Origin of the sequence: Allomuricauda sp. CAU 1633 (assembly GCF_017313225.1) — a bacterium.
Classification (GTDB): Bacteria; Bacteroidota; Bacteroidia; order Flavobacteriales; family Flavobacteriaceae; genus Flagellimonas.
The window spans coordinates 418,081-443,919 of the sequence record NZ_JAFLNE010000004.1 but is presented as its reverse complement, the minus strand read 5'-3'; the positions used below and the strand labels follow the sequence as shown (position 1 = coordinate 443,919).

Genomic DNA, 25,839 nt, shown 5'->3' with positions numbered 1-25,839 from the left:
ATGATCAATTGTAATGGCTCGCTCTTTCCAGAAGAAAAGGAAATACTGACCTATGCTAATAGAGGATTAAAATACGGTGATGCGCTTTTTGAGACGTTACGCTGTGTAAATGGAACTCTTTTCTTTTGGGAAGACCATTATTTTAGGTTAATGGCCTCCATGCGTACGCTTCGTATGGAGATTCCCATGGAATTCACCTTGGAATTTTTGGAAGAAGAAATCAAAAAGACCATTACCAAAAATGAGTTAGAGAATAAGGCTGTCCGAGTAAGATTGACCATTTATCGGAATGAAGGTGGATTGTATTTGCCCGAAACCAATGCTATTTCCTACCTTATTGAGACCACTCTTTTGGATTCTCCGTTTTATATCATCAATGAAGGAGATTATGAGGTGGAGCTCTTTAAAGATTACTATGTAAACAAGGATTTGTTGTCCACGCTGAAGACCACCAATACCATTTTAAATGTGGTAGCCAGCGTTTATGCCAAGGAGAACGGTTATGCCAATTGTCTTCTCGTGAATACCGACAAACAGGTGGTGGAAGCTATTAACGGCAACCTTTTTGTAGTAAAGGGAGATACTATAAAAACCCCTCCTTTGGGTGATGGTTGTTTAAATGGCATTATTCGTAAAAAATTAATGGAGGTTATTGAGGCAACCGAAGAATTTCAGATGGTGGAAGAATCCATTTCACCCTTTGAACTGCAAAAGGCAGATGAACTTTTTATTACCAATAGTATTTTGGGCATTCAACCCATAAGCAAATACCGGAAGAAACAGTTTGCAAATACAGTGGCTAAAAAATTAGTGGGAAAATTAAATGCAAAGGCCAGAATGACCTAGTTAATTAAGGGATGGATTTTCAGGGGAATTGGACCACAATAAATAATCCCCGCCCAATTCAACCATTTTTTCTTTCCAAAAGGCTATCGATGATTTCTCAATGATACCACTTTCATATTCATTTTTCACCACCACCCATGATTTGGATAGTAATTCTTGGTCCAACTGTTGCGAGCCCCAACCCGAGTAGCCCAAAAAGAATCGGATATCCTGTTCGGTGATCACCCCATTATTGATGAGCTCAACGGTTTTCTCAAAATTGCCTCCCCAAAATATCCCATCTGAAATCTCGATGCTGTCATGAATCAGGTCGGGAACCTTGTGGATAAAATAGAGATTATCCTGTTCCACGGGCCCTCCATTAAATACTTTAAACGGGATGGTAATTTCAGAAATAAGGTCACAAATGGTGTAATCCAAAGGCTTGTTGAGGATAAATCCAACAGAGCCCTCATGGTTGTGCTCAGCAAGTAAAACCACAGACCTGTTAAAGGAAACGTCTCCAGTAAGCGAAGGTTCCGCAACAAGTAACTTACCTTTTTGGGGCTTATGGCTCACCATTTCCATAGAGTTAGTATTTCAAATCGTTGTATAATATACAATTTTTCCAAAAAAATTGAAATGTCCTAAAATAAAAAAGCACTTCTCTGCGGAGAAGTGCTTTACTTATAGTATAAAAATAATTGATTAGTTTACTGCACCGCTCAATTCTGCTCCTGCCTTGAACTTTACAACGTTCTTAGCTGCAATTTTGATGGTTTGTCCAGTCTGTGGATTTCTACCTTCTCTGGCGCTTCTTTTGGAAACTGACCAAGAACCAAAACCTACTAGAGAAACTCTGTTCCCTTTTTTTAGTGATCCCTCTACATTTCCCAAGAAAGATTCCAATGCCTTTTTGGCTGCTGCCTTAGTGATGCCAGCATCAGCTGCCATAGCATCGATTAATTCTGTTTTGTTCATAATGGAATTAAATTAATTGTTGTTAAAATAATTTTAATGCTGAACAAATTTATATGGATTTGCTATTAACGCAAGTAAAACCTAGGGAAATAGGGGTTTTTGTTAATAACTTGAAACGTTTGTTGATAAAGTCGGAAAAAAACGACAACTTTTAGCCAGCCCAATCATAGCAAGGGGTTAGCAAAGGTGTGCTGTTTCATCAAGGTCAAGACCATTTAAAACCGCTGAAGTTTCCATTTTTCGTTTCCCGGGCAGTTGTATTTCCAACAAATGCAAATAGCCATCCGAAACTGCAACCTTGAGTGTTTTTTTATCAGCAATCAGCTTTCCAATTTTAGCATTGTGCCGAATCGGTTCTTTCTGGGTTGCATAGATTTTGATGGACTCCTTTTTACCATGGTTTTCTAAAAAGGTCCAAGCAGTTGGGTATGGACTCAATCCCCTTATGAAATTATGGATGGTGTCCAGTGAAGCATCCCAATCTATTCTGCATGTGTCTTTATGAATCTTTGGAGCGGACTTCAAATCTTCAAAATGCTTCTGTGGCATACTGGATACTTTGCCCGAAGCAATCTGTTTACAGGTTTCCACAACAAGTGCTCCACCGAGTTCCATCAAACGGTCATGCAAACTACCCACATTATCGTCTTCGGTGATTTTCTCCGTCTTTTGAAGAATAATACTGCCCGTATCAATTTTCTCGTCAATAAAAAATGTGGTCACACCCGTTTCTGTTTCTCCATTGATGATGGCCCAATTGATGGGAGCTGCGCCGCGATATTGGGGAAGGAGGGAAGCATGCAAATTAAAGGTGCCATACTCAGGCATCTGCCATACCGCCTTGGGCAACATGCGAAAAGCCACCACTACCTGCAAATTAGCCTTAAGGCTTCTGAGTTCTTCAAGAAAGCTTTCGTCTTTAAGATTGGTAGGTTGCAATACCTTTAAGTTATGCTGAACGGCAAATTGTTTTACCGCAGACTCCTGTACTTTTCTGCCTCTGCCCGCAGGTCTGTCTGGGGCGGTGATGACCCCTACAACATCAAAACCTGCATCAACGATGGCCTTTAAGCTCGCCACCGCAAAATCCGGGGTACCCATAAATACGATTTGCAATGGATTATTCTCTGAGGGTATATTCATTCATTTCATTTAGTTGGACCACTTCGTCCTCAAGTAGTTGTTGCAAGACTTTTAAAAGTGTCTTTTCATCTGCTCCTGTTGCTTTTTCCAATTTTCTGGACGTACTCGGGGCAATCCGCAATAGACCTATCACCCGTTCCTCCAGTTTAATGGGAGAGCCCTGCTTTTCTTTCTTGGTGCAAATATCGCATGTACCGCATTTTTCAGCAGCGTTTTCACCAAAATATTTCAACAAGTATACACTTCTACAGACCTTTTTGTTTTTAATATAGCCCAGCATGGCCGCCATATTATTTTGCTTCACCTGATTGAAATCCTGCACCTTTTTGGCAAAAGGGTTTATGGTGTGGTCATCCTCTCGGGGAACCAAAAAGGTGATTTCCAAATCACTAGTTGTGTTTTTATACTCGGCAATGCCGTCCTTTTTAAGTTGCTTCAGTATTTTTTTGAGGGATTTTTCATTCTCACCGGTCTTCTTGGAAAGGAGATGAAGGTTGATTTTGGTCTCATACTCCGTAATGCCCCCATACGTTCGCAATATGGTTTGAATGATGGGTGCTGTTTTGCGGTTTTTATCCAAATACTCAAAAATGCCTGCTTTTGAAGCCACAAATTGCAAAGTGGTTTTTTCTTGAAAGTTCTCCGATAAGGCAATGACTGAGTTCTGGTCCAAAATACGAAGCGCATTATAAGCCATGTTTGGATTGAACTCATATCGTTTACAAAACGCATTGAACTTAAAGGCTATGGGCTCCAATACCAATTCCCCGTAGGAAATCTGAAAAAAGGTATTCAGCTTGGAATATACTTTTTTGATGAAAGCGATATCGGGCAAGGAAGATAAAAATTGTTGTTTGGCTCGTTCCTCATCCTCCTTGGTAGTGATAGTAATAGCGGTGGATGGTTTTCCGTCTCTACCAGCACGTCCAGCTTCTTGAAAATAGCTTTCCAGACTATCGGGAATTTGATAGTGGATTACCAACCGAACATCAGGTTTGTCCACGCCCATTCCAAAGGCATTGGTGGCCACCATTACGTTTACCTTTCCTGCCAACCAATCCCTTAGTTTTTTCTCTTTTTCAGATTTTGAAATCCCTCCATGGAAAAAAGAAGCTTTAAAACCGTTCTTGTTCAAAAATTCTGAAAGGGAAACTGACATTTTCCGAGATCGGACATAAACAATGGAACTCCCAGGAATCTTACCCATGTATTTTTTAAGCTGATAGAGCTTGTCTTCCGTCCGCTTTACTTTAAATACAATGTTAGATCTGGAAAACGAATCTTTATAAATGCTAACATCTTCCAGTTTTAGATTTTGAACGATGTCATCCACAACTTTGGGCGTTGCTGTGGCCGTTAAGGCAATCATGGGGATGTTGGGAATAAGCTCCTTTAAAATGGAGCACTCCAAATAAGCGGGTCTAAAATCATTGCCCCATTGCGAAATACAGTGGGCCTCATCAATGGCAATGAGGTTGACGTCCATTTCCTGTATACGCTCTTGAATCAGGGATTGCTGCAATCGTTCCGGTGAAAGGTATAGAAACTTATAATTTCCATAGAGACAATTGTCCAATAGGTCGTTGAGTTCCGTAAAAGGGATTCCACCGGTGAGGGCAATGGCTTTTATCCCCCGAGCCTTTAATTGATTTACCTGATCCTGAATCAATGCCACCAATGGAGAAACTACAATGCATAGACCTTCCATGGAAAGTGCTGGAACCTGATAACAAATGGATTTCCCACCTCCGGTGGGCATCAAGGCCAGAACATCTTTTCCAGAAAGTACCGTATTGATAATGGTTTCTTGAGATCCCCTAAAATCATCATGACCCCAGAATTCCTTTAAAATAGCTTTGGTTTCTTTCCGCACTAAAGTTGATTAAGGGTTTCCAAAACAAAGTCAATCCGTTTTTGGATTGCATCTTTTGGCACTGAGATGGGGTGGTAGCCAAATTGGGTATAGGTGTTCATCAATGCATGATGTATGCGCTCTGCCTCTTCATAGGTTTCAAAACGTTCTCCATCAGACACATAAATTTCCTCCCAGGGCGGTACTATGAACACGATATCATACCGATGATCTATACAAATATCAATAAATTCCTTTCCATAGGTTTGTCCAAAAAAATCCATATAAGCAAGAACATCAGGAATACCACGGTCAAAAAAACTTATGGGAACCTTGGTGCCCAACGATTCTTTATAATGTTTGGCCCTGCCGTGCAGCAAATCCCTATTGAACTGCATAGCGTCATCAACAAAGACCAGGGGATTGGACACAAAATCAGTGGAATTTCCATCCTGTTTGGCCTTTGAGGTCATGTCCCGAATAATTTCATGGAAACAATGAAACCCCCTATTCTCCAATCCAGTTATGATGGAGGTCTTACCTGTTCCCGGAGCCCCTGTTATGACTACTTTGTTCTTTCCCAAACACATTAATTTAACACTACAAAGTAATGAAATAGCCCCAAAGAAAAAAAATTGCAGGTTAAGCCATATATTTGTAAAAAAATAGGCATGGCGAAGGAGAATACGGATGAGTTTTATGAGAGGCTTAGAGAGCAACTGTTGGAAAATACCAACTGGCCTTCAAACTACCTTTATAAATTCATTGTTCCAACAGATGAAGATCGTATTGCACAGATTCATGATATTTTTGACAATACTGGCGCAGTAATCGAGTCCAAAAAATCAAAAAAGGGCACCTACACCAGTCTTTCCATAACAGTGCATCTAAAGAATCCGGATGAGGTAATCTTAAAATACAAGGAAGTTGCTGTTGTGGAAGGGGTAATTTCCCTTTAAATCCGCAGATTGCCATAATTTTATTATTTTGCAGACGTTATCGGATAGACTTCCCGTTAATTTAATTTCATAAACATTTTAATTTGAATACAGTAGAGAACTTAGAATATAATACAGAACGTTCACAGCTTATCATTCCTGAATATGGCCGTCATTTCCAAAAAATGGTGGACCATGCTGTTTCCATTGCGGATAGGGATGAGCGCAATAGAGTGGCTCAGTCTATTATCAGTGTTATGGGGAATCTTCAGCCCCACTTGAGGGATGTTCCTGATTTCCAGCATAAATTATGGGATCAATTGTTCATTATGTCCGATTTTAAATTGGATGTGGACTCTCCCTTTCCCATTACTTCCCAAGAAGTACTGCAACAACGTCCCGAGCCATTGGAATATCCACAGAATCATCCTAAATACCGATTTTATGGAAACAACATCAAACGGATGATTGATGTGGCGGTAAAATGGGAAAAAGGTGATATGCGTTCCGGCTTGGAATATGCCATAGCCAACCACATGAAAAAATGCTACCTGAACTGGAACAAGGACACGGTGGAGGATGTGGTTATTTTTGGACACTTGAAGGAGCTGAGCAACGGCGAGATTGATTTGGCTGGTGATGGTGAGAACTTGACCGAGAGTGGGCAATTCCTGAAGAACAGACAGTCCAAGTCCAACCGAAGCAACAATGGACAAAAAGGAAAACGCGGCAGAAAAAAAAGGTATTAAATTCCAAAGCAATACATGGGAACATTTCGAATAGAGGGTGGACACCAACTTCATGGTGAGATAACACCCCAAGGAGCAAAGAACGAGGCACTTCAGATTCTTTGTGCCGTACTGCTATCCGAAGAAAAAATCACCATAAACAATATTCCAGACATCCTGGATGTCAATAAACTCATTTCCCTTCTGGAAGATTTGGGGGTCAAAATCCAAAAAAAGGGTAGGGGTTCCTACACATTTAAGGCAGATGACATCAATTTAGAGTACCTGCAATCCTCAAAATTCAAAGAAGATGGCCGTGGTTTACGCGGTTCCATTATGTTGGTCGGTCCCCTTTTAGCCCGATTTGGAAAAGGATATATTCCAAAACCTGGTGGCGATAAAATTGGGAGACGTAGACTTGATACCCATTTTGAGGGATTTATTAAACTAGGTGCAAAATTTAGGTACAACAGGGAAGAGTACTTTTATGGTGTGGAGGCCGACAAGCTTAAAGGCACCTATATGCTTTTGGATGAAGCCTCTGTGACCGGTACCGCAAACATTATAATGGCTGCGGTTTTGGCCGAAGGCACAACCACCATCTACAATGCGGCATGTGAACCCTACCTGCAGCAATTATGCAAGATGTTGAACCGAATGGGAGCAAAAATCTCAGGTATTGGCTCCAATTTGTTGACTATAGAGGGTGTTGAACAATTGGGAGGTACAGAGCACACCATGCTGCCCGATATGATTGAAATAGGCAGTTGGATTGGTTTGGCCGCCATGACCCGAAGTGAGCTGACCATTAAAAATGTGAGCTGGGATGATTTGGGGCTTATTCCGGCGGTTTTCAGAAAGTTGGGCATTAGTGTAGAAAAAAAAGATGACGATATCTTTATCCCCAAACATGAAAAAGGATATCAGATACAGAATTTTATTGATGGCTCCATCCTTACCATTGCAGATGCGCCATGGCCAGGTCTGACCCCTGATTTATTGAGCATCATTCTTGTGGTGGCCACTCAGGCCAGGGGAGAAGTGCTTATCCATCAAAAAATGTTTGAAAGTCGTTTGTTCTTTGTGGATAAACTGATTGATATGGGAGCGAAGATTATTCTTTGTGACCCACATCGCGCTACGGTTATCGGGCACGATTTTAAATCGACTTTAAAGGCCACAACCATGGTATCTCCAGATATTAGAGCAGGGGTTTCCTTATTGATAGCAGCCCTTTCGGCCAAAGGCACATCAACCATCCATAATATTGAACAGATAGACCGTGGCTACGAAAACATTGACGAGCGCTTAAGAGCCATTGGTGCCAATATTGTTAGGGTATAGTTTAGTGTGATTCAGTGTATTTTTTGAAATTGTTTAGAATGGCCTGCCAACCATCTTTTTGCATGTCGATGGGGTTTTCCTTCTCAGCATCAAAAGTTATGGTCACTTTGGTTTTACTATTGGATTCCTCAAAAAGAATAATCGTTTTTCTTCCATCTCCAAGGGTGAAAACTATCTTATTTTTAGGAACGACCTCGTTATAAACAGCTTCAAAATCAAATCCGAAGCTGCCATCCTTGGCTTCCATTCGGGCAATGTATTTTCCACCTTTTTGTAAATCATTCTTAGCCGATGGGCAATGCCAGCTGTCATCGGCAAAATTCCATTGCGTAATGTGTTCAGGATTGGTATAAAAGTCCCAAACCTTATCCAAATTGGCAGTTATGTTGGTGTTTATGGTAATTTGTGGTGTTTCCATTTTTTCTGAATTAAGAGTATATGATTGGTCGGTATTTGGACCAGTTTTCAACGATAACCCATAGGTTAATAGCGGCAAATATGAGAGCTATGGGCAATCCTGAAATGTGGGTAATAGTATTTGTCAACAATATTCCCACCATTACAGGGAGAATAACAATGGCCCCAAGTGCCCTGGTTTTGTCGAAAATAAACAGGAAGCCACCTACAATTTCCACGAGGGCTACCAAAGGCATCAACCAACCAATGGTCATAATGGCCTGCATCATTTGCATAAGGCTTTCCGGGAGGTCTTCTGGAACGGGCATGTAATTAAAAAATTTGTTCAATCCTGCGTTAATGAACATCAAGCCAAACAATATGCTGAGTACTTTTGTTATTTTTTGTTTCATGGTTTTATAGTTTATGAATTTGACAATACCGTATCCAATCCAGACAAAGCCATAGAAAAGCCTTCTTTGAAGCCCATTTCAATTATTTTTTCCAAATCTTCCAGACTTTCGTGCGTAATGGTAATGTTGACCAAGGTGCTGTTTTCTTGATTCTCAAAATCCAAATTCCATTTGGATTGGGGAAATTCATCATTTTTGTTTCCATCGGAATCGCAAAATGCATCCGTAAACTGAAAATTGGTTTTAGGAGAGATGGAAGTAAAGTCGGCCAAAGCCCAATGCTCCTCACCATTAGGGCCACACATGGCATAAAGTCGGGTTCCCCCAACTTCAAAATTCATGGATTTGGTTTTTGACACCCACGGTTTTGGAGCCCACCATTGATCTAAAATTTCAGGTATTGTAAAGGCATCCCAGACCACATCGTTCACTGCGGCGAACTCTCGTTTTACGATAACCGTACTATTGGTCTTGTCGACAGTAAAATCAAATAACAGATTTGTGTTCATCACATTGGTTTTTGTTTAGATAAATAAGTTGCAAGTTTTTCTAGGTTTTGTTTTAAGCCCTCATCCGCTTTATGCGCTTTAATAACAGTTTGGAGCATTTTAGCCGTATCGAACACTACTGTCCAATCAATTATTGTTTCCTCTTCCTTGGCTTCAAATAACACAGTTGTTATAAAGTGGGGATTGAAATGTTCATAGACAATTTTTTCAAAGGGGACAATTTCCTTAAAAACACTTCTGTTCGGATAATTTTTGCCATCGGGCCCATGCATTATAAAATTCCACTCACCACCATCCTGAAAATCCATTTTGTGGATGGTATTGGTAAAACCACTGGGTCCCCACCATTGTGCAATGTGCTCAGGTTTTGACCATACTTCCCAAACTAATTCAATAGGAGCTTGGAGCGTTCTTGCTATATGTACCGACCTATTTTGTGTTTCCATTTTTTCTTTCATTTTGAATTTTAGCTAAATACTTGTCAAGGTTGTCAAATCGGTCTTCCCAAATCTTTTTAAACTGCTCCAACCACAGATCAATTTCCTTCATTTTATCAATCCTCAACTCATAATGAACTTCTCGCCCTTCCTGATTGGAGGCTACAAGATTACATTCGTCAAGTATGCGTAGATGCTTGGAAATGGTGGGGCGGGCTGCATCAAAATTCTGTGCAATTTCCCCAGCCGTCATAGTTTGGGTGGCCAATAACACCAAAATAGCTCTCCGGGTTGGGTCTGCTATGGCCTGAAAAGGATCTCGTCTAAGTTTCATCATGAAAAGTTATAGAAATATGAAGCTATATGGCTACAAATATATACGAAGTCATTTGGCTACACAAATTTATTTACTAAAAAATTTTTGATGATTAGAGATGATGGGGGGTAACAAGATATAAATGTCTTAATCCTTTGGAATTAGAATAGTAACCTTGGTACCGGTTTCTTTTCCATCATTCAAGTTTTCTACCCTGACCAATTCTTCATTGGAGAACTTTTTAAGCGCTTCAATTCTTTTGGCGGTAATGGACATTCCCCGAGATTGCTTTTCTGATTTTTTCTGATTTTTTTTCTGGCCAATTCCCACGCCATTGTCCTCTATCATGCACATGATGTGTTCCTTTTTATCTTTGAACGAAACCGATAATTTCTTTGCTCCTTCTTTGGGTAGGAGGCCGTGCAAAATGGCATTTTCTATATAGGGCTGCACAAGGAGCATGGGAACTTCATATTGGTATAGGTCTAAGTTTTCATCAACATTGAAAGTATAACTAAAAGAATTGTCAAAGCGTAGGGCTTCCAATTCCACATAGATCTTGAGCAGCTCAATTTCCTCATGCAGTACCAAACTCACATTGATGGAGGTCTCCAAAACTTGTCTAAGCAGTTTGGAAAATTTGTTCAGATAAGACAATGCGGATTCTTTGTCATCTGAACTCACAAGATACCGAATGGAGCTTAGGGAATTAAAGATAAAATGAGGGTTCATCTGGGCACGAAGCATGCGTTTTTCCAATTGGGTGTTCATGTCCTCAATGACCTCTTTTTGTTCGGAGATCAGCTCATTTTTCTCCTGAAGGACCTTATTTGACCGCTTCTTGCTTCTGTATCGGAAATAAAGCAAACCAGCTGAAAAAACCAACAATATGGTAATGATTACAAGGTATGTCAACCGCTTGTTGTTCAGTGCCACACGAGTATTCAGTAGAGCAAGTTGCAACTCATTCTCTCTAATCTCTTTATCTTTTAGATAGACATCGTGCTGTATTTGTAGGTCTTGGATTTCTTTGATTTTGGTCTCGTTCAAAAGACTGTCTCCATAGGCCATGGTTTGGTTGAGATGATGAATGGCCTTGGGCAATTGACCTGCGGCCTCATAGATTTTATAAGCAATTTCATGACCGTTCTTTTTTTGCTCATATCCTCCCATATTTTCCAGGGCATCAAGACTTTGATTGGAGTAGTGGACTGCTTCCTCAAATTTTTTCTGCCGAAACATTAGGTCGGCAAGGCGGTAGTAGGCCGTGGTGATTTCCTGTTTTATGGAGAGCTGTATGGCAAGGTCCAATGATTTTTGTAGATACTCATTGGCCAGTCTCCATTGTCCCAACTCTATATAACAACGCCCAATTTCAGAATAGCTATTGCATAGGTCAATATTATCACCTTGTTTTTCATCATAAGCAGCTACTTTCAGGAATTTTTCCAAAGCCTTTTCGAAATTCTCATTCTTAAAATCTATAAGTGCCAAATTAATCAGCACCGTACTTTCCCTTTCTTCTCGTTCATCCCCTTTATAGACCTCCAATGCCTTTTCATAGCTTTCTATAGCCTTGTCCTGTTCCCCCATTAAATCATAAAGCACTCCCAAGTTAATATAGGGTGAAGACGTATCTTGATCTAAATCTAATGAATCAATGAGCTTAATGCGTTTCAGGTAGTAGCTTTGACTGGTGGGATAGTCCCCAATGCTCTTATATACAATCCCCATGGAATTATAGATATAATTCATTCTTTCATAATCTTGATGCTCTTTGGCCAAGACCAAGCATCTATTCAAATAATCAAGGGATTCGGCATAACTTCCTGTCATACCATGGGTCAGGGCAATGGAATAGAGTCCCTGAATTTCTCCTTGGGCAAATCCAATCTGTTTGGATTTTTCCACACTTTTATGGAGATATTCAAGGGCTTTCTCTTTATCATGGGAACGCAAGCGGGCCCCAAGGATATTCATTGTATTGATTTCTGTGGTATCCTTGGCGGTTGTCAATACGTTTTGAAGGCTATCAATTTCATGGGTTTGGGCAAAACCTGTTTGTATGGCAAGCCAGCAAATGATAACTAGGCAGGAGGATGATTTGAGCAACGTCATACCCATATTTTGCCTATAAGGTAAGATAAACCAAATTAAATTGCTGCTTGAGGTTTATAGATATTGGCATAGTAAACCAAAACTGAAGGTTTCTCTTTAGCCTGATGTATTAACTTCTGACAAATTCAATCAATGCTTATTGGAGATTGGAGGTTGATGCGGTTTCGCAAGCTTTCAATCACCCTTTTTCGACCAATTTCCCGTCTGGATAAAGCGCAAAACGGCCTTTTTCCTTGTCGTGTACATTATCTGGGTAGGGCCAAGGCCAACCACCAAACTGGGTTAAGCGGTATTCTTCCATGGCTTGTTGGATTTCTTGTTCGGTGTTCATTACAAAAGGACCGTATTTGGCCACCGGTTCTTCAATAGGTCCGCCTTGGAGCAGTAGAAAATGGGCTTTTTTATCCCCCACCTTTAGGGCAACTTCTTGTGAAGAATCCAAGTCAACCCCAAAATTGGGAATGATTTTTCCGTCTTCAAAGAAAACTTCAGAACCTTCATAAAAATAAAGGGTACGATTTACCTTGGAGTCAGCCTTTGGGAGCATGTATTCAGAATTGGCCTCTACATGGATGTTCCAGATGGCTACTTCATTATCGAGATTGGCTGCCCAGGAATCGGGAGCGGGAGCGCTGGCTTGTTGGCCTTTATAATTTCCTGCAATGACTTTAATTTGTGCATTGTCTTCTTCAACAACAGGAATATCCTCATGCCAGAGCATTTTAAAATGGGGTTCCACAAATTTATGGGCTTTGGGCAAGTTGAGCCAAATTTGGAACAATTCCAGAGGGTTTTCCACATCGTCATGGAGTAGGGGAAACATTTCGGAATGTTGTACACCTCTACCAGCGGTCATCCATTGCACATCTCCTTCACCAAATCTTCCTGCTGCCCCCAAGGAATCAGAATGATCGCAATACCCTTTATTCACAATGGTGATGGTCTCAAATCCCCGATGGGGATGATACGGAAACCCAGGAATGGTCTGCCCGTGGTACATCCGCCATTTAGCTCCGGGATTGAAGTCATTTCCCAAACTTCGATCCTCAAGTAAGGATGGGTCTGGACCCATGTTTCCATTTCCATTGGGATAATGATCTAAATGGTACACACAAAATAAAAATGGGTCTTGGGTCTGCCAAGGAAAACCCAGTGGAAAAGTCTGTAGAATGGGGTTGCTCATAATTAATGAATTGCAGTGTTTATTTCAATCCAATAGCCTTCAGGATCTTGAATATAGATTTGTTTTACACCATCGGAACGGTCCGTGATGGAGCTTTTGTTTCCGGGCCAATCATAAAAATCGATATCATTGGCCATTAAATGTTCTATGAATTTTTCCAGATCTTGTGTGGCCAAGCAAAGGTGCATGCTTTTATTTTTGCTGAAGTCGGCCACTTCTTTTTTGATAAGATGTATTTGGGTGTTACCCTTTATCTGGAACCATCGGAATCCTGGAGCTTTATCGGGATGGGGAATTTCAGTCAAACCAAGAATATCTCGATAAAAATCACCGGTCTCCATAAGTTTGGTCACCACAATGGAATAATGGTCATACTGAAATCCAAAATCGAATGTATTGGCCTTGAACTGGGTTTGCAAATAGGTTTGCTTCCAAGCACCATCTTCGTAACTCCCCACAGTAAAATCATAGGTGTTGGCATCCACATATTTCCAGTAGTCAGTGACCATGGAACCTCCGTAATCATACGTATAGATGATGTCTCTTCCTTTTGTGGCAATAGTCCCCTGGGTAACGCCACCAAAAACGTCAAACTCCCAAAATTTCAACGAATTGCTTTCAGAATCAAATTTGCGAATTCCATGGTTTCTTGGTCCGAAAGTAGTTTGTTCCTGATTGGTGTATCCTTTGGATTCGGCCAAAACAAGGGTGCTATCCAAGCTATACGTGAACACGGTCTCTTGCTTGAACTTGGAACCATCTCCCCAAGAACCTTCGGCCTTCCATGTTTTGCCCAATAGCGGTTCAAAAACAGCAAGTTCCGATTGCTGCGCCTCTAGGTTGAAAAAGCCTGCAAGGAGCAGGCTTATTGACAATATTTTTTTCATATTAATTTTATTACCCTCCAATTCCATTGATTGGAGGTGGGCCATCAATCATGGGTTCATATTTTTCATCCCCTTTTCGGGTTTTGAATTCTTCTTTCACCTCTTCAACCAGCTTGGGGTCTTCAAAAAGGTCCAGCATGGTCATGGCCATGGCTTTAGAGGCATATACCAACCCTTTGTGACCAATACTCATACTTCCGCAGGCTACAACGGCCCAGGAATGCCAAGGGGTATCCTTTGGTGCCACGGTAACGCTTAGGTTGATGTTGGGTACATTCCAACTTACATCACCCACATCCGTGGAACCCCCTCCAGGAAGCTCTTCGGTTTCTTTTAGGGGCTTGATTTCACTGTCCATGCCCACCTCGGGTTTTCCAGTGGCTTTTTGAATTCCTTTTCCAAAAGCAATTTCTTCATCGGTATAGGTAATTGGGCCCAATAGCTCCAAGTTTTCCTGCATAATTTTACCACCGGCACGATTTACCAATACTTCATAAATTCCTGATACCAACGATATTTTATAATCTACATTGGCCATGATGGCAGCCCCTTCGGCCATTGCTTTAACCCTTTCGTAGGTTGGTAGCATCACTTTCCGCTTGGGGTCACGAACGCGTACCCATAATCTTGCATAGTCTGGCACAACATTCACTACTTGTCCGCCATCTTGAATATGATAGTGAATCCGTGAAGTTGGTTTTATATGCTCACGGTAGTAGTTGATTCCTGTAGTATATAGTTCCAAGGCATCTGAAGCACTTCGGCCATTCCATGGGTCACCGGAGGCGTGGGCTGCTTGTCCGTAGAATTCCACTATAAAATCCACCAAAGAAAGTCCGCTTTGTACATCTGCTTCGATATTGGCGCCAGGGTGCCAGCTTACATTTACATCAACATCGTCCCAAAGACCAGCTTCTACCATCCAAACCTTGGCAAAGTATTTTTCTTCAGCGGGAGTTCCCAAAAATTTGACAGTTCCTTTAATAGTTCCAGCTTCAATTTGCTCTTTTATGGCGATTGCAGCTCCCAAACTTGCAGCCCCAAACATGTTATGACCACAGCCATGGCCAGGAGCTCCCTCAATTCTTGGGTCTTTGGTAGGCACCGCTTTTTGGGAAAGCCCTGGAAGTGCATCAAATTCACCCAATACACTGATAACGGGTTTACCAGAACCATAGGTAGCAGTGAAGGCCGTAGGAATATCAGCAACACCACGCGTAACGGTCATTCCATTTTTTTCAGCATAATCAGCCAAAAGTTCTGCAGATTTTGACTCATCAAAAGCAGTTTCAGCCAATGCCCAAATCGAGTCGCTGAGCATGATAAGGTTCTCTTTATGATTTTCAACGGATGCGATGATCGCTTTTTTATCCTTGGTCAATTTTTGAGCCGAGAGGTTCAATGAAATGAGACCCAATAGCAATACAATTGTGATTTTTTTCATTTTAAAAAACATTTGAGTTAGTTATTCAGTAATTCAACCTTCTGAGTTTTGGCCAAAACCCACAAAGGTCAAACGGGTACTAAAAATACTGAAAATGCATTAACCAACAGCCTGTTTGTAGACTTTTAAGCACCGTTCACGGGCCATTTTGTGATCAACCATTTTTTGGGGATAGCTAAGTTCTTGTAATTCAGGCACCCATTGGTTGATGTATTTCTTTTCAGCATCAAATTTATCCACTTGGGTCATGGGATTGAAGATTCTAAAATACGGAGCGGCATCTACGCCACTACCAGCGGCCCATTGCCAATTGCCCACGTTGCTGGCCATTTCATAGTCCAATAACTTCTCGGCAAAGTAAGCTTCGCCCCAACGCCAATCAATCAGCAGATGTTTGCAAAGAAAACTGGCTACAAGCATTCGAACGCGGTTGTGCATATACCCGGTACGGTTTAGTTGCCGCATCCCTGCATCCACAAGGGCGTAGCCAGTTTGTCCTGATTTCCAAAGCTCAAATTCTCGTTCATTGTTCCGCCATTCAATACGGTCGTATTTGGGTTTGAAGGCTTTGTGAACAGTATCGGGAAAGTGCCAAAGAATCTGCATAAAAAATTCACGCCAAATAAGCTCATTCCAAAAAGTCTCATTCTTTTCTGCGATGGCTTTTTTGATCATTTCTCGGATGGAAACCGTTCCAAAACGCAAATGAGGACCTAGTCTTGAGGTGCCCTGCTCTTTAGCGGGGTAATTTCGGGTGCCTTCGTAATTTTCTATAAAGTTTGGAGAAACATGGTAGTCAGGCACTGCTATTTTAGAAGGTTCAAAACCAATATCACTGAGACCAAGATTGGGTAAGGTTGTATTTTTATAAAGTCCTTTCCCTAGTTTCGATTGGATTTCATACTCCACAAGATCTGTAGATGGATTAAATTTTGCCTTCCATTGTTTCATGTAAGGCGTGTATACCACGTAAGGGTCACCATCTGACTTGACGATTTCATCTTTTTCAAAAACAACCTGGTCCTTAAATGTTTCAAAAGAGATGTTGTGCTCTTTTAAGAAATCGTGGACATGGGAATCCCGTTTAATGGCATACGGCTCGTAATCGTGATTGGTGAAGACCGTATGAATCTCATATTCTTGCTGCAGTTTTTTGAAGACGGAAACCGGATGGTCAAAAAAATGGGCAATCCCACTTTGAAATTCTTTTTGGAGCTGATTATGTAGTTTCTGAAGCTGTTGATGGATAAAAGATACCCGCGAATCATCTTTGGGAAGCTTATCTAAAATTTCTGGGTCAAATATAAAAATGGGGAGTACAGGGTGTTCACTTTGGAGGGATTTGTACAACCCCATATTGTCATCCAACCGTAAATCGCGCCGAAACCAAAAAATTGAAATTCTATCTTTTTTCATTATCCTTAAATGCTTCTGAATTCCAAGCTGCTTTGCAGATTGTTTGCCTTGCCAAAGAGATGGGTCAATTTTTGTTCTCTGTACGCAAAAATTTTTTGCAGTTGTTTTTTTATGATAAGCGAGTGAAATAATTGGCCTAAAATTCCAAAAGGTAATTTATAATCAATGATGTCCTTCATTTCAATGCCCTGGGATGTTTCCCTTATAAAATGTTTGTGGTGCCAAAGTGCGTAGGGACCAAATCGTTGTTCATCTACAAAATATTCACCTTGTATTAAATGGGTGATTTCAGTAACCCATTTTGTGGACATAAAAGGAAATGGCTTAACTACGTATTGAATAATCTGCCCAGAATACATGGGCTCATCACCGCCAGATACTATATGGAAACCCATGTGGGGCGGAGTGATGGTTTTCAAATTTTTGGGATTTGACAAAAACTCCCAACCCTCTTCCTTTGAAATGGGCAAGAATTGTTTTGCACAGAGCTGATATAATTTCATCAATACGATTTGTACAAAAATACAAAATGTTTAACTATATTTATAAAAAGTTAAACAAATTTATTGATTCTTGACTTCAGGTCAAGATGAACTAGCGCTGTCTGATGTGTTCTTTTATGAATTTCTTAACGCTTGTAATTTTCATTCTAGTTAGTTTTGTTTAGCTAACAATTTAAACACTATTTCCTATGAAAAAATTTGTATTATTTATGTTTGTTGCTCTGCTTACCATATCGTTGGAAGCACAGATTCAGACACCGGCCCCCAGTCCTTTTTCAGTATTGAAACAGACTGTTGGGTTAACAGAAGTTACCGTGGAATATTCAAGACCTTCAATGCGGGGTAGGACTATTTTCGGGGATTTGGTTCCTTATGACGCCGTTTGGCGAACAGGTGCCAACATGAATACCAAAATCACTTTCAGCGATGACGTAAAAGTGGAGGGTAAGGACTTAAAAGCTGGAACCTATGCCATTTATACCAGACCTACCGAAGCGGTTTGGGAAGTTATTTTCTACACAGATTCGGAAAATGGCGGATTACCACAGGAATGGGATGCTTCTAAAGTTGCGGCTACTGTAAAAGTGGAAGTTTATCCTATACCTATGCCTATTGAAACGTTCACCATTTCCATCGATGACATGCACAATGATGGAGCTAGCTTGGGATTGATGTGGGAAAAAGTATATGTAGGTGTTAAGTTTGTTGTTCCTACGGTGGCTAAAGCTACCGCTAGTATTCAAAAGGTAATGTCTGGTTCGGACATTTCCGCCAACGACTATTTTGCTGCCGCCCAATATTACTATCAAGAGGGTATGAATATGGGAGAAGCCAAGCAATGGATAGACAAAGCGGTTTCCATGAATGACAAAGCGTTTTGGATGACACGTGTACAATCCTTGATCTACGCAAAAACAGGAGATACCAAAGGAGCTATTGAGGCTGCCAAAAAATCTTTGGTAGAGGCCCAGGCTGCCGGAAACGCGGACTATGTGAAAATGAACAAAGAGTCCTTAAAGGAATGGGAGATGCAATAAAAAGCATTTAAACCTAGATAAGAACCCACTTTATAAGTGGGTTTTTTTATGACTCTATTTCAGGATGGGAGTTCCCTAAAAAATTATCAAAAGCTTGTGTAATCATAGCCAAAAGAATAACCAGAACACATCCAAAAGCATTGAGCCATAAATAAGACATCCAGTCCAAATACCATCCAATGATCACGATTATTTGGGTAACGATGGCCGCAACAAATACTGCGTTGCCTCTCACAAACTTAAAGAAGAAGGCCAAAAGAAAAATACCCAGAACATTGCCGTAAAATATGGAACCGATAATGTTCACCAATTGGATGAGGTTATCAAAAAGATTGGCCACACATGCTATAATGATGGCAATGATTCCCCAAAGTAATGTGAATCCTTTTGTGGCCCATAGGTAATGTGCGTCGTCCTGTTCTTTTTTGTTGTTTCTTTTGTAAAGGTCAAGTGCGGTAATGGTGCCAAGTGCGTTCAATTCAGATGCCGTAGAAGACATGGCTGCTGATAGAATTACCGCCAATAGTAATCCAATAAGCCCCACGGGCAGGTTGTTCAAGATAAAATGGATAAAGACATAATCTTTGTCATTCGTCTCTACAACAGAGTCGGCCTGGGCAATCAGTTGCCGGGCAGCTTCCCTGTTTGTGCTTTCCCTTTGATTTATTTTAATGATATCCTGTTTTGCCTGTTCAATGGCATTGTACTCTTTAAGTTCAAGAGCAGCCGAAAAGGCATTTTGGGCAATCTTTTTTTCCATTTCCAATCCCAAATGGTCTTGCTCCAAAGCTTTGTAATCGTCAACATATTCAGATTCCAGAACAGCTTGGGTTGCGGCGGGATTAAAGTTCAAGGGTGAGGCATTGTATTGATAGAACACAAACACCATCGCCCCGACCAATAGAATAAAAAATTGCATTGGGATTTTAAGGATACCGTTGAAAATAAGCCCCAATTGACTTTCCCGGACAGATTTTCCGGAAAGATACCGTTGTACCTGACTCTGATCGGTGCCAAAATAGGCCAAGGCCAAAAAGAACCCACCTGTGATTCCACTCCAAAAGGTGTACCGATTGTTGGTGTCAAAAGTAAAATCCAGAATTTCCAATTTGTTGTTGGCGCCTGCAATTTTTAGGGCCTCCCCAAAAGAAACCCCAGTAGGAAGAGAGCCCAGAATAAAGAAAAAGGCAAAGAACATCCCCGTCATTATAATGAACATCTGCTGTTTTTGGGTCACACTAACCGCTTTGGTCCCTCCAGATACCGTATAGATAATTACCAAAATTCCAATGATGATGTTCAGCGTGCGCAAGTCCCATCCCAAAACAGCTGATAAGATAATGGAGGGTGCAAAAATGGTGATACCTGCAGCAAGGCCTCGTTGAATCAAAAATAAAATGGCAGTTAGGGTACGGGTTTTTAGGTCGAACCTGCCCTCCAGCATTTCATAAGCAGTAAATACCTTAAGTTTTTTGTAAATAGGTATAAAAACCAGACAGATGACAATCATGGCGAGGGGTAATCCAAAATAGAACTGCACAAAACCCATCCCATCATGAAAAGCTTGCCCTGGAGTGGATAAAAAAGTAATGGCACTGGCCTGTGTGGCCATCACGGAAAGCCCAATGGTCCACCACTTGGCATCATTGCCACTGAGGACGTAGTCATCAACGTTTTTGCTTCCGCGGGTTCTCCAAACGCCAAATCCAACAATGAACAGCAGTGTGCTACCTAGAATGATCCAATCTAATAATCCCATTAAGGTTTTAGTTATTTAATATCATGATGAGGTAAAAAGCCAAAATATAAATGGCATTCAAAAGAATGACAACAGTGTATTCCTTTTTCCACTCTATTTTGGTATTCATGTTATCCTTTGACATTACTTTCTTTTTTTACGTCATCTTTTCCAATGGAAAGCATATTTGCAAAAAGTTTATAGGCCCCGGAGACCCCAGCAGGGAGTTCCCTGAAAAAACTCAGACCGGTGTAAATATAATGACCTTCTCCGTAAGGTGCTACCAAAAGACTACCTTTTGAGGGTTCGTCATCTTCATCGTGCATGGAAAGTACAGGGGTAAACTCAGCGCTCCATTCACTTGGGTAATACAATCCTCTTTCCTGTACCCATCCATCAAAATCGCTTTCTTTTATGGCATTGGGATAACTAACCAACGCATTACTCGGAGCAATAATATCCACTTGAGCAGCTTCATCGGTTACCCGATCTCTGGAAATGGTTAAATCGTAAGGAGCAATATTTTTGAATTGGTCCGCCCATCTTCCAGCAGTGTTGTACTGTACTATCATATTTCCGCCGTTTTTCACATAATTGAAAAGGATGGGTTGCTTGAATTTTAAGGCATCCACCACATTGTAAGCACGAATACCCACAACTATGGCATCATATTTATCCAGTTCACCTTCTTGAATATCATTTGGGTCGATGGTATGTACCTGATACCCTATTTGCTCCAAACTTTCAGGGACTTTGTCACCTGCTCCCATAATGTAACCAATGTGCTCACCAGATTTTCGAATATCCATGCGAACCACTTTGGCCTCGGAAGACAATAAAATGGATTGTTTAGGAATATGGTCGTAATTGATTTCTACAAGTTCTTTTTGATACGTATTATTCCCAACGGTGATGATGGGAGAAATTTTACCCTCACTCTCAATGGATGGTGGGGTTACTTTAAAAGTAATGGTCTGTTCTTGTCCTTGTTGGGGAATAGAAAATGAAAAATTCTGTGGTGATACCTTCCATCCCGCTGGATGGTCTAAGGCCACTGTTCCAGAAACATTGTTCTTGCCGGCTCTTACCTTAACTTGGACATCTTTGGTAGCAGCATCGGCAAAAATCAAGACCTTTTCATCAATTTTTGAGGTAGCTACTGGAAGTACGGCAAAGGGCTCAAACAATTCACCTTTGTCTGGCTTGGAAAATCGATGGATGACCGGTTTTTCAAATTCCATTACTGTACCATCAAAATCCAAGCTGAACTTGGTATGGAAAACCGCTGGCGTCTCGGGTTTACCGATTAAGGTTTGATCATCGACCTTGTACATGCCCAAGGTTCCGGGTTCGTTCAGCCAATAGGGACTAGAATATCCAATGTCATTGGGGACAGTAAGATTAATTTCAAAATTCTTTTTCTCATTATTGGCCAGTACCTCGTTTGGAGAGAGAGTGGCATCAGCATCTACTAACTGAATTTTTTTAAGGACAATTTTCTGAGTGCTTCTATTCAGCACCTCAAAGTTCACTTTTGTTTCACTTCCCGGAGTAGTGGAAGCTGAAGCAGCGTTTGCTTCCAAATACAATCCGGCACATGCTTGGATAATATCTTTAAGTTCTTTTGATTTTAGGGTTTTCCAATGCTCATCTTCAATCTGCTGTAAGAGTTGATACGCCTCAATTAATTGAGGAACATGTTTTGAAGGATTTCGGAAATCAAAGTTTTTTTCAACCTCATATAAAATGGCACCTACAGCATCACTACCTTCAACACGGGACCAAGAAGTGTTTATACCATCAAAAAGATAATTGTTGCTGGGTTTTTCACCTTTTAGAAACTCAACATATTCATCTTCAGAACCCCGCTGACTCAATCTACCAAACCCTTGGCATAAATGCTGACTGCTGGCCAAAGAAGCTATTTCATTATTGGAAAGCCCCAAAAGTGGGTAATACGAACCGATATCCATCTTGATCATGTTGGATTTATCGGCTTTTTCAAAATTTTCAGGACTACCATAGAACCACCAAGAGGTGTTGAAAAATATGCGTTTGGGCTGCCAAGTTGAGGTGAGTTCCAACTGGTTTGGATAGGCATTTGGGTCATTTGCCATGTCAAATGCTTCCATGCTCAGCATAGCGGATGAGGTATGGTGCCCATGTGTGGAACCGGGCGACCTGTGGTCAAAACGGTTGATGATGACATCGGGTTTTATATTTCGAATGGCCCAGATGACATCGCCCAGGACTTCTTCTTTGTCCCAAATTTTAAGGGTTTCCTTGGGATGTTTGGAATATCCAAAATCATTGGCTCGTGTAAAACGTTGCTCACCACCATCAATGCGTCGGGCCGCCAACAATTCTTCTGTGCGCAAAACACCCAAAAGCTCCCGCAATTCTGAACCGATGAGGTTTTGGCCACCATCACCCCGGGTCATTGAAAGGTAGACCGTATGGGCTTTATCATGATTGGATAAATAGGAAATCAATCTCGTATTTTCATCATCAGGGTGCGCAGCGACATAAAGTGCGGTACCCAAAAAATTAAGTTTTTGGAGATTGTGATAAATTTCTGTGGACGATTGTTTTTTGGGTTGTTGTGCAGTAAGATTGCTAAATGTGCCCAATAAGGCAAGAGTGCAAACCCAAAAGTATCGCATAATTGGTTGTTTTAGTGGTTGTGCCAAATATAGAAAGATATAAATCAGTGAATATTGAATTTAGAACATCTTTAACAGGGTATTTCATAAAAAAATAGGCAACCCTTATAGCCTCAAACTATCCCTTAAGATTAAATCGTCATTATCGTGTTGTCCCCAATAAGCGGTTTTTATGGACTTCATCTTTATGGCTTTGGTGGTCAATGTTTTTGCATTTGCACCAAATCCGCTTTTGGATTCTTCCGTCCAACTTTCAATGGCATATGGGAAGTTTGATGTGAAATTAACCCTCAAAATTCGTTCCAATTTCGGGTAGGATAGGGTGTAAGTGGTGATTCCATTTTCCGAGGATACTGAAGCGGTGGCTTCATAAGCTTTCAATTCTTTGTGGGCCAGCCGCAAATACTCCAATGAAGGAATTACGTTAAGGTTTCCTGTGGGCAAGTCTTCTGGGTGAATCCGAATTTTGGTCCAGATTTCATTTTCAAGAAGCTGTTTGTCCAACATAAAATTTTGGTCTGCCTCACCTTCAAAATAGGAATGGGAAGTGAATTCAAATTGATTCCGATTGTTAATTTGGGAATAGACATGACCACACCATTCTTGAACAGACAAACTAGTCTTTATGGCATGTTGGTTGTCGTGCACAGGATAAAATGTACTGCCCATGATAGAGTAGGGGTAAATTCCTGTCAAGAACTTTTTGGTCGCGTTCAGCTTTAAAACGGAAACATTATCTGGATTATTCCCATCTGCTTTTACTTGTACATCAGCTAAAAAAGGTTCTGTTACGTAGATTAAAACAGCGTGACCTTCATGTATTTCGCCATATCTGGCTTGCTCCAATTGATACGAAGTGATTTCGGCATCACCAGCATACCAATATCCTTTAAAATCTTCGGAAAGGGGTTTTTTGGGATTTTTTGGAGTCGCTTCTTCTGTTGAATGGTCCATCGCCATTTCCCTTTCTGGAGCTTTGGTTTTTTCGCCGCAGGAAAGCAATGTCATAAGAAATAATGTCAGGAATAGGCCAAAAAAGCCTTGAGTGTATATCTTCTTCATAAACTTGGTTTTCGTAAAGTTACATATCGAAACTCAGGAAACCATGTCCATTAACGTTTTGTAAACCAGATGGGTGGGCAGACCAACCACATTGGTATAAGAACCTTTTATTTCTGAAATGCCAATCATTCCAATCCATTCTTGGATACCATACGCGCCAGCTTTGTCGAAGGGCTGGCATATTTCGATATAATAATTGATTTCTTCATCCGTAAATTCCATAAACTTGACCAAAGTGGTACAACTCACGGTTTTTTGGGCTTCCAAAGTAGTAAAGCAGACCGATGTAATCACCTCATGCCAATCACCGCTTAAGGTATGCAGCATGTAAAATGCCTCCTCACGGCCAGCAGCTTTGGCCAATGAAACACCCTTGTGCCAGACTACGGTATCTGATGTGACCACAATTTCTTTGGGTTTCAACTCCAATTTGAACGGTGAAGCCTTCAATTCGGCCAAAAAATTGGAAATTTCTTTTCCTTGTAAATGATTTGGGTAGATTTCCTCCACAGATTTCGGTCGGACTTCGAAATCCAATCCCATTTCCTCCAAGAACATTTTTCGTCTTGGAGAGCCAGAACCTAAAATAAGCTTATATCCCTTGAGTTTCTCTTGAAGCGGATTAGTCATTTTTGGCACTGAAGTTATCGTTCCAATCGCCACGAACTTTCAACACCTGCTCCACAATATCTCGCACACAGCCATCCCCTCCGTTCTTGTGGGAAACATAGTCTGAAATGGCCTTTACTTCCTGAACAGCATTTTGAGGGGAAGTGGCCAAGGCCACCATTTTCATGGGTGGGATATCGGGCACGTCATCACCCATGTAAAGCACCGTGCTCGGGTCAATGTTGTAGATATCCAAATATTCTTCCAAAGGCTCTTGTTTATGGTGGGCTCCCATATAAAAATCGGTTACTCCGAGTCCTTTCAACCGTTCTTTGACCCCTTCGTTGGTTCCTCCGGTGATGATACACACCTTGTACCCCTTTTTTATGGCGGTCTTAATGGCATAACCGTCCTTTACGCTCATACTGCGCAGTAGCTCTCCCTTCGAGGTCACCAAAACGGTACCATCCGTGAATACCCCGTCCACATCAAAAACAAAGGTAGTAATGTTACTTAGCAGTTCTTTATAATTTTTCTTCATAAACCTTTTTTATGGCTTCGCTGAACAGCTTATATAGTTCTATTTGTTTTTTATCATGCAATAGTGCCAAATGGGCCTTCATGGTTTTTTTATCTCCTCTTCGAGCGGGACCTGTCTGTGCTTCCTTGGGCGACATCACTTGAATCTTTTCCGCAGTTTCAAGGATTAAGGGTTTTAGTAAATCAAAAGGTAGCCCTTCCTCTTCGCATAATTTTTCTCCTACTCCATAGAGGTAATTGGAAAAATTATTCACGTACATAGCTGCAAGATGCAACTTTTTCCGTTGTTGTGAATCAACATCAGAAACAGAATCTGATAGATAGCCTGCCAACACTTTCAGCGTTTCAGCAGCATCTTCCTTTTGTGCTTCAATACAAAAGGGAATGGTTCTAAAATCCAACGGCCTTCCTTCAGTAAAGCTTTGCAAAGGATAAAAAACACCCCGGTTTTCCATAGGTAGGCTGTTCATGGGTGTGGCACCGGAAACGTGGGCCACAATTCCTTTTTTGTCAAAAATATGTCTTGAAACTTCAACAATGGCATCGTCCTTCACTGCAATAAGGTATATATCAGCGTCCATGATTGCTTTAAAATCAGTGGAGATGGGGGCAAAGCCGGAAAACCACAGCAACTGCTCTTGGTTTCTGCCCACGACTTGGGCCAACCGAACTTCCTTTACTTTGGAGAGTGCGCCCACCAAATGCTTTGCAATAGTTCCAGTTCCGAGAATGACGATGGAAAGCATGTTGCAAAACT

At 41.1% G+C, this 25,839-nt stretch carries 27 protein-coding genes; 5 read left to right on the top strand and 22 right to left on the bottom strand.

Features of this window, described 5'->3' with window-relative positions; genetic code table 11:
* On the top strand, positions 1 to 846 hold the full coding sequence (locus J0X14_RS14105) for an aminotransferase class IV (protein ID WP_207098437.1): 846 nt from the start codon (positions 1 to 3) through the stop codon (positions 844 to 846).
* Here the strand turns inward: J0X14_RS14105 and J0X14_RS14100 are convergent, their stop codons facing one another.
* The 5 genes from J0X14_RS14100 to J0X14_RS14080 form a co-directional block, all read right to left on the bottom strand.
* Positions 847 to 1,407, bottom strand: coding sequence for a YqgE/AlgH family protein (locus J0X14_RS14100; RefSeq protein WP_207098482.1), 561 nt, complete (start codon positions 1,405 to 1,407; stop codon positions 847 to 849). It lies immediately after the preceding gene.
* Positions 1,408 to 1,533: 126 nt separating this feature from the next.
* Positions 1,534 to 1,806 carry an HU family DNA-binding protein gene (locus J0X14_RS14095; RefSeq protein ID WP_207098436.1) on the bottom strand — a complete coding sequence of 91 codons (273 nt, stop codon included), beginning with the start codon at positions 1,804 to 1,806 and terminating at the stop codon, positions 1,534 to 1,536.
* Between the two features lie 177 nt (positions 1,807 to 1,983).
* Complete coding sequence (fmt, locus tag J0X14_RS14090) at positions 1,984 to 2,949, bottom strand: methionyl-tRNA formyltransferase (protein ID WP_207098435.1); 966 nt, start codon at positions 2,947 to 2,949, stop codon at positions 1,984 to 1,986.
* Positions 2,927 to 4,822 carry an ATP-dependent DNA helicase RecQ gene (locus J0X14_RS14085; protein WP_207098434.1) on the bottom strand — a complete coding sequence of 632 codons (1,896 nt, stop codon included), beginning with the start codon at positions 4,820 to 4,822 and terminating at the stop codon, positions 2,927 to 2,929. The genes fmt and J0X14_RS14085 overlap by 23 nt, the downstream gene beginning before the upstream one ends.
* Positions 4,822 to 5,391 carry an AAA family ATPase gene (locus J0X14_RS14080; RefSeq protein WP_242528036.1) on the bottom strand — a complete coding sequence of 190 codons (570 nt, stop codon included), beginning with the start codon at positions 5,389 to 5,391 and terminating at the stop codon, positions 4,822 to 4,824. The genes J0X14_RS14085 and J0X14_RS14080 overlap by 1 nt, the downstream gene beginning before the upstream one ends.
* 81 nt (positions 5,392 to 5,472) lie before the next feature.
* On the opposite strand from J0X14_RS14080, the gene J0X14_RS14075 reads away from it, so the two are divergent.
* From J0X14_RS14075 to murA, 3 genes are all read left to right on the top strand, one after another.
* The gene (locus tag J0X14_RS14075) at positions 5,473 to 5,760 is read left to right on the top strand and encodes a DUF493 family protein (RefSeq protein WP_207098432.1); all 288 of its coding nucleotides are present in this window, start codon (positions 5,473 to 5,475) and stop codon (positions 5,758 to 5,760) included.
* A gap of 83 nt (positions 5,761 to 5,843) precedes the next feature.
* Entirely contained in the window at positions 5,844 to 6,488 is a 645-nt protein-coding gene (locus tag J0X14_RS14070) for a DUF4290 domain-containing protein (protein WP_207098431.1), read from the top strand.
* 15 nt (positions 6,489 to 6,503) lie between these two features.
* Positions 6,504 to 7,811 carry a UDP-N-acetylglucosamine 1-carboxyvinyltransferase gene (murA, locus tag J0X14_RS14065; protein ID WP_207098430.1) on the top strand — a complete coding sequence of 436 codons (1,308 nt, stop codon included), beginning with the start codon at positions 6,504 to 6,506 and terminating at the stop codon, positions 7,809 to 7,811.
* A 1-nt stretch (position 7,812) separates the two neighbouring features.
* Here the strand turns inward: murA and J0X14_RS14060 are convergent, their stop codons facing one another.
* From J0X14_RS14060 to J0X14_RS14010, 11 genes are all read right to left on the bottom strand, one after another.
* Positions 7,813 to 8,229: an SRPBCC family protein gene (locus tag J0X14_RS14060; RefSeq protein ID WP_207098429.1), complete on the bottom strand. Its 417-nt coding sequence runs from the start codon at positions 8,227 to 8,229 to the stop codon at positions 7,813 to 7,815.
* 10 nt (positions 8,230 to 8,239) lie between these two features.
* Positions 8,240 to 8,620: a DoxX family protein gene (locus tag J0X14_RS14055; protein WP_207098428.1), complete on the bottom strand. Its 381-nt coding sequence runs from the start codon at positions 8,618 to 8,620 to the stop codon at positions 8,240 to 8,242.
* Positions 8,621 to 8,631: 11 nt separating this feature from the next.
* Positions 8,632 to 9,129 (bottom strand): SRPBCC domain-containing protein, encoded by a 498-nt coding sequence (locus J0X14_RS14050; RefSeq protein ID WP_207098427.1) that lies wholly within the window; start codon positions 9,127 to 9,129, stop codon positions 8,632 to 8,634.
* Positions 9,129 to 9,587, bottom strand: a complete 459-nt coding sequence (locus J0X14_RS14045) for an SRPBCC family protein (protein WP_207098426.1) — start codon at positions 9,585 to 9,587, stop codon at positions 9,129 to 9,131. The genes J0X14_RS14050 and J0X14_RS14045 overlap by 1 nt, the downstream gene beginning before the upstream one ends.
* Positions 9,559 to 9,900, bottom strand: a complete 342-nt coding sequence (locus J0X14_RS14040) for an ArsR/SmtB family transcription factor (RefSeq protein ID WP_207098481.1) — start codon at positions 9,898 to 9,900, stop codon at positions 9,559 to 9,561. The genes J0X14_RS14045 and J0X14_RS14040 overlap by 29 nt, the downstream gene beginning before the upstream one ends.
* Positions 9,901 to 10,029: 129 nt before the next feature.
* Positions 10,030 to 12,000 carry a tetratricopeptide repeat protein gene (locus tag J0X14_RS14035; protein WP_207098425.1) on the bottom strand — a complete coding sequence of 657 codons (1,971 nt, stop codon included), beginning with the start codon at positions 11,998 to 12,000 and terminating at the stop codon, positions 10,030 to 10,032.
* A 178-nt stretch (positions 12,001 to 12,178) separates the two neighbouring features.
* Positions 12,179 to 13,183, bottom strand: coding sequence for a pirin family protein (locus J0X14_RS14030; protein WP_207098424.1), 1,005 nt, complete (start codon positions 13,181 to 13,183; stop codon positions 12,179 to 12,181).
* 2 nt (positions 13,184 to 13,185) lie between these two features.
* A complete protein-coding gene (locus J0X14_RS19075; RefSeq protein ID WP_242528035.1) occupies positions 13,186 to 14,070 on the bottom strand; it encodes a VOC family protein in 885 nt (294 codons plus the stop codon).
* Positions 14,071 to 14,080: 10 nt separating this feature from the next.
* Positions 14,081 to 15,514: an amidohydrolase gene (locus J0X14_RS14020; protein ID WP_207098423.1), complete on the bottom strand. Its 1,434-nt coding sequence runs from the start codon at positions 15,512 to 15,514 to the stop codon at positions 14,081 to 14,083.
* Between the two features lie 99 nt (positions 15,515 to 15,613).
* Complete coding sequence (locus J0X14_RS14015) at positions 15,614 to 16,930, bottom strand: cryptochrome/photolyase family protein (protein ID WP_207098422.1); 1,317 nt, start codon at positions 16,928 to 16,930, stop codon at positions 15,614 to 15,616.
* Between the two features lie 5 nt (positions 16,931 to 16,935).
* Entirely contained in the window at positions 16,936 to 17,433 is a 498-nt protein-coding gene (locus tag J0X14_RS14010; protein ID WP_207098421.1) for an SRPBCC family protein, read from the bottom strand.
* 188 nt (positions 17,434 to 17,621) lie between these two features.
* Between J0X14_RS14010 and J0X14_RS14005 the strand changes: the two genes are divergently transcribed.
* On the top strand, positions 17,622 to 18,470 hold the full coding sequence (locus tag J0X14_RS14005) for a DUF2911 domain-containing protein (RefSeq protein WP_207098420.1): 849 nt from the start codon (positions 17,622 to 17,624) through the stop codon (positions 18,468 to 18,470).
* A gap of 46 nt (positions 18,471 to 18,516) precedes the next feature.
* Here the strand turns inward: J0X14_RS14005 and J0X14_RS14000 are convergent, their stop codons facing one another.
* The 6 genes from J0X14_RS14000 to J0X14_RS13975 form a co-directional block, all read right to left on the bottom strand.
* Positions 18,517 to 20,229 carry a sodium:solute symporter gene (locus J0X14_RS14000; protein ID WP_207098419.1) on the bottom strand — a complete coding sequence of 571 codons (1,713 nt, stop codon included), beginning with the start codon at positions 20,227 to 20,229 and terminating at the stop codon, positions 18,517 to 18,519.
* Between the two features lie 110 nt (positions 20,230 to 20,339).
* On the bottom strand, positions 20,340 to 22,871 hold the full coding sequence (locus J0X14_RS13995) for a PIG-L family deacetylase (RefSeq protein ID WP_207098418.1): 2,532 nt from the start codon (positions 22,869 to 22,871) through the stop codon (positions 20,340 to 20,342).
* A gap of 105 nt (positions 22,872 to 22,976) precedes the next feature.
* Positions 22,977 to 23,933 carry a septum formation inhibitor Maf gene (locus J0X14_RS13990; protein WP_207098417.1) on the bottom strand — a complete coding sequence of 319 codons (957 nt, stop codon included), beginning with the start codon at positions 23,931 to 23,933 and terminating at the stop codon, positions 22,977 to 22,979.
* 33 nt (positions 23,934 to 23,966) lie between these two features.
* Positions 23,967 to 24,563 carry a Maf family protein gene (locus J0X14_RS13985; RefSeq protein ID WP_207098416.1) on the bottom strand — a complete coding sequence of 199 codons (597 nt, stop codon included), beginning with the start codon at positions 24,561 to 24,563 and terminating at the stop codon, positions 23,967 to 23,969.
* The gene (locus J0X14_RS13980) at positions 24,556 to 25,083 is read right to left on the bottom strand and encodes a KdsC family phosphatase (RefSeq protein ID WP_207098415.1); all 528 of its coding nucleotides are present in this window, start codon (positions 25,081 to 25,083) and stop codon (positions 24,556 to 24,558) included. The genes J0X14_RS13985 and J0X14_RS13980 overlap by 8 nt, the downstream gene beginning before the upstream one ends.
* On the bottom strand, positions 25,067 to 25,828 hold the full coding sequence (locus tag J0X14_RS13975) for a Rossmann-like and DUF2520 domain-containing protein (RefSeq protein WP_207098414.1): 762 nt from the start codon (positions 25,826 to 25,828) through the stop codon (positions 25,067 to 25,069). The genes J0X14_RS13980 and J0X14_RS13975 overlap by 17 nt, the downstream gene beginning before the upstream one ends.
* Between the last annotated feature and the right edge of the window lie 11 nt (positions 25,829 to 25,839).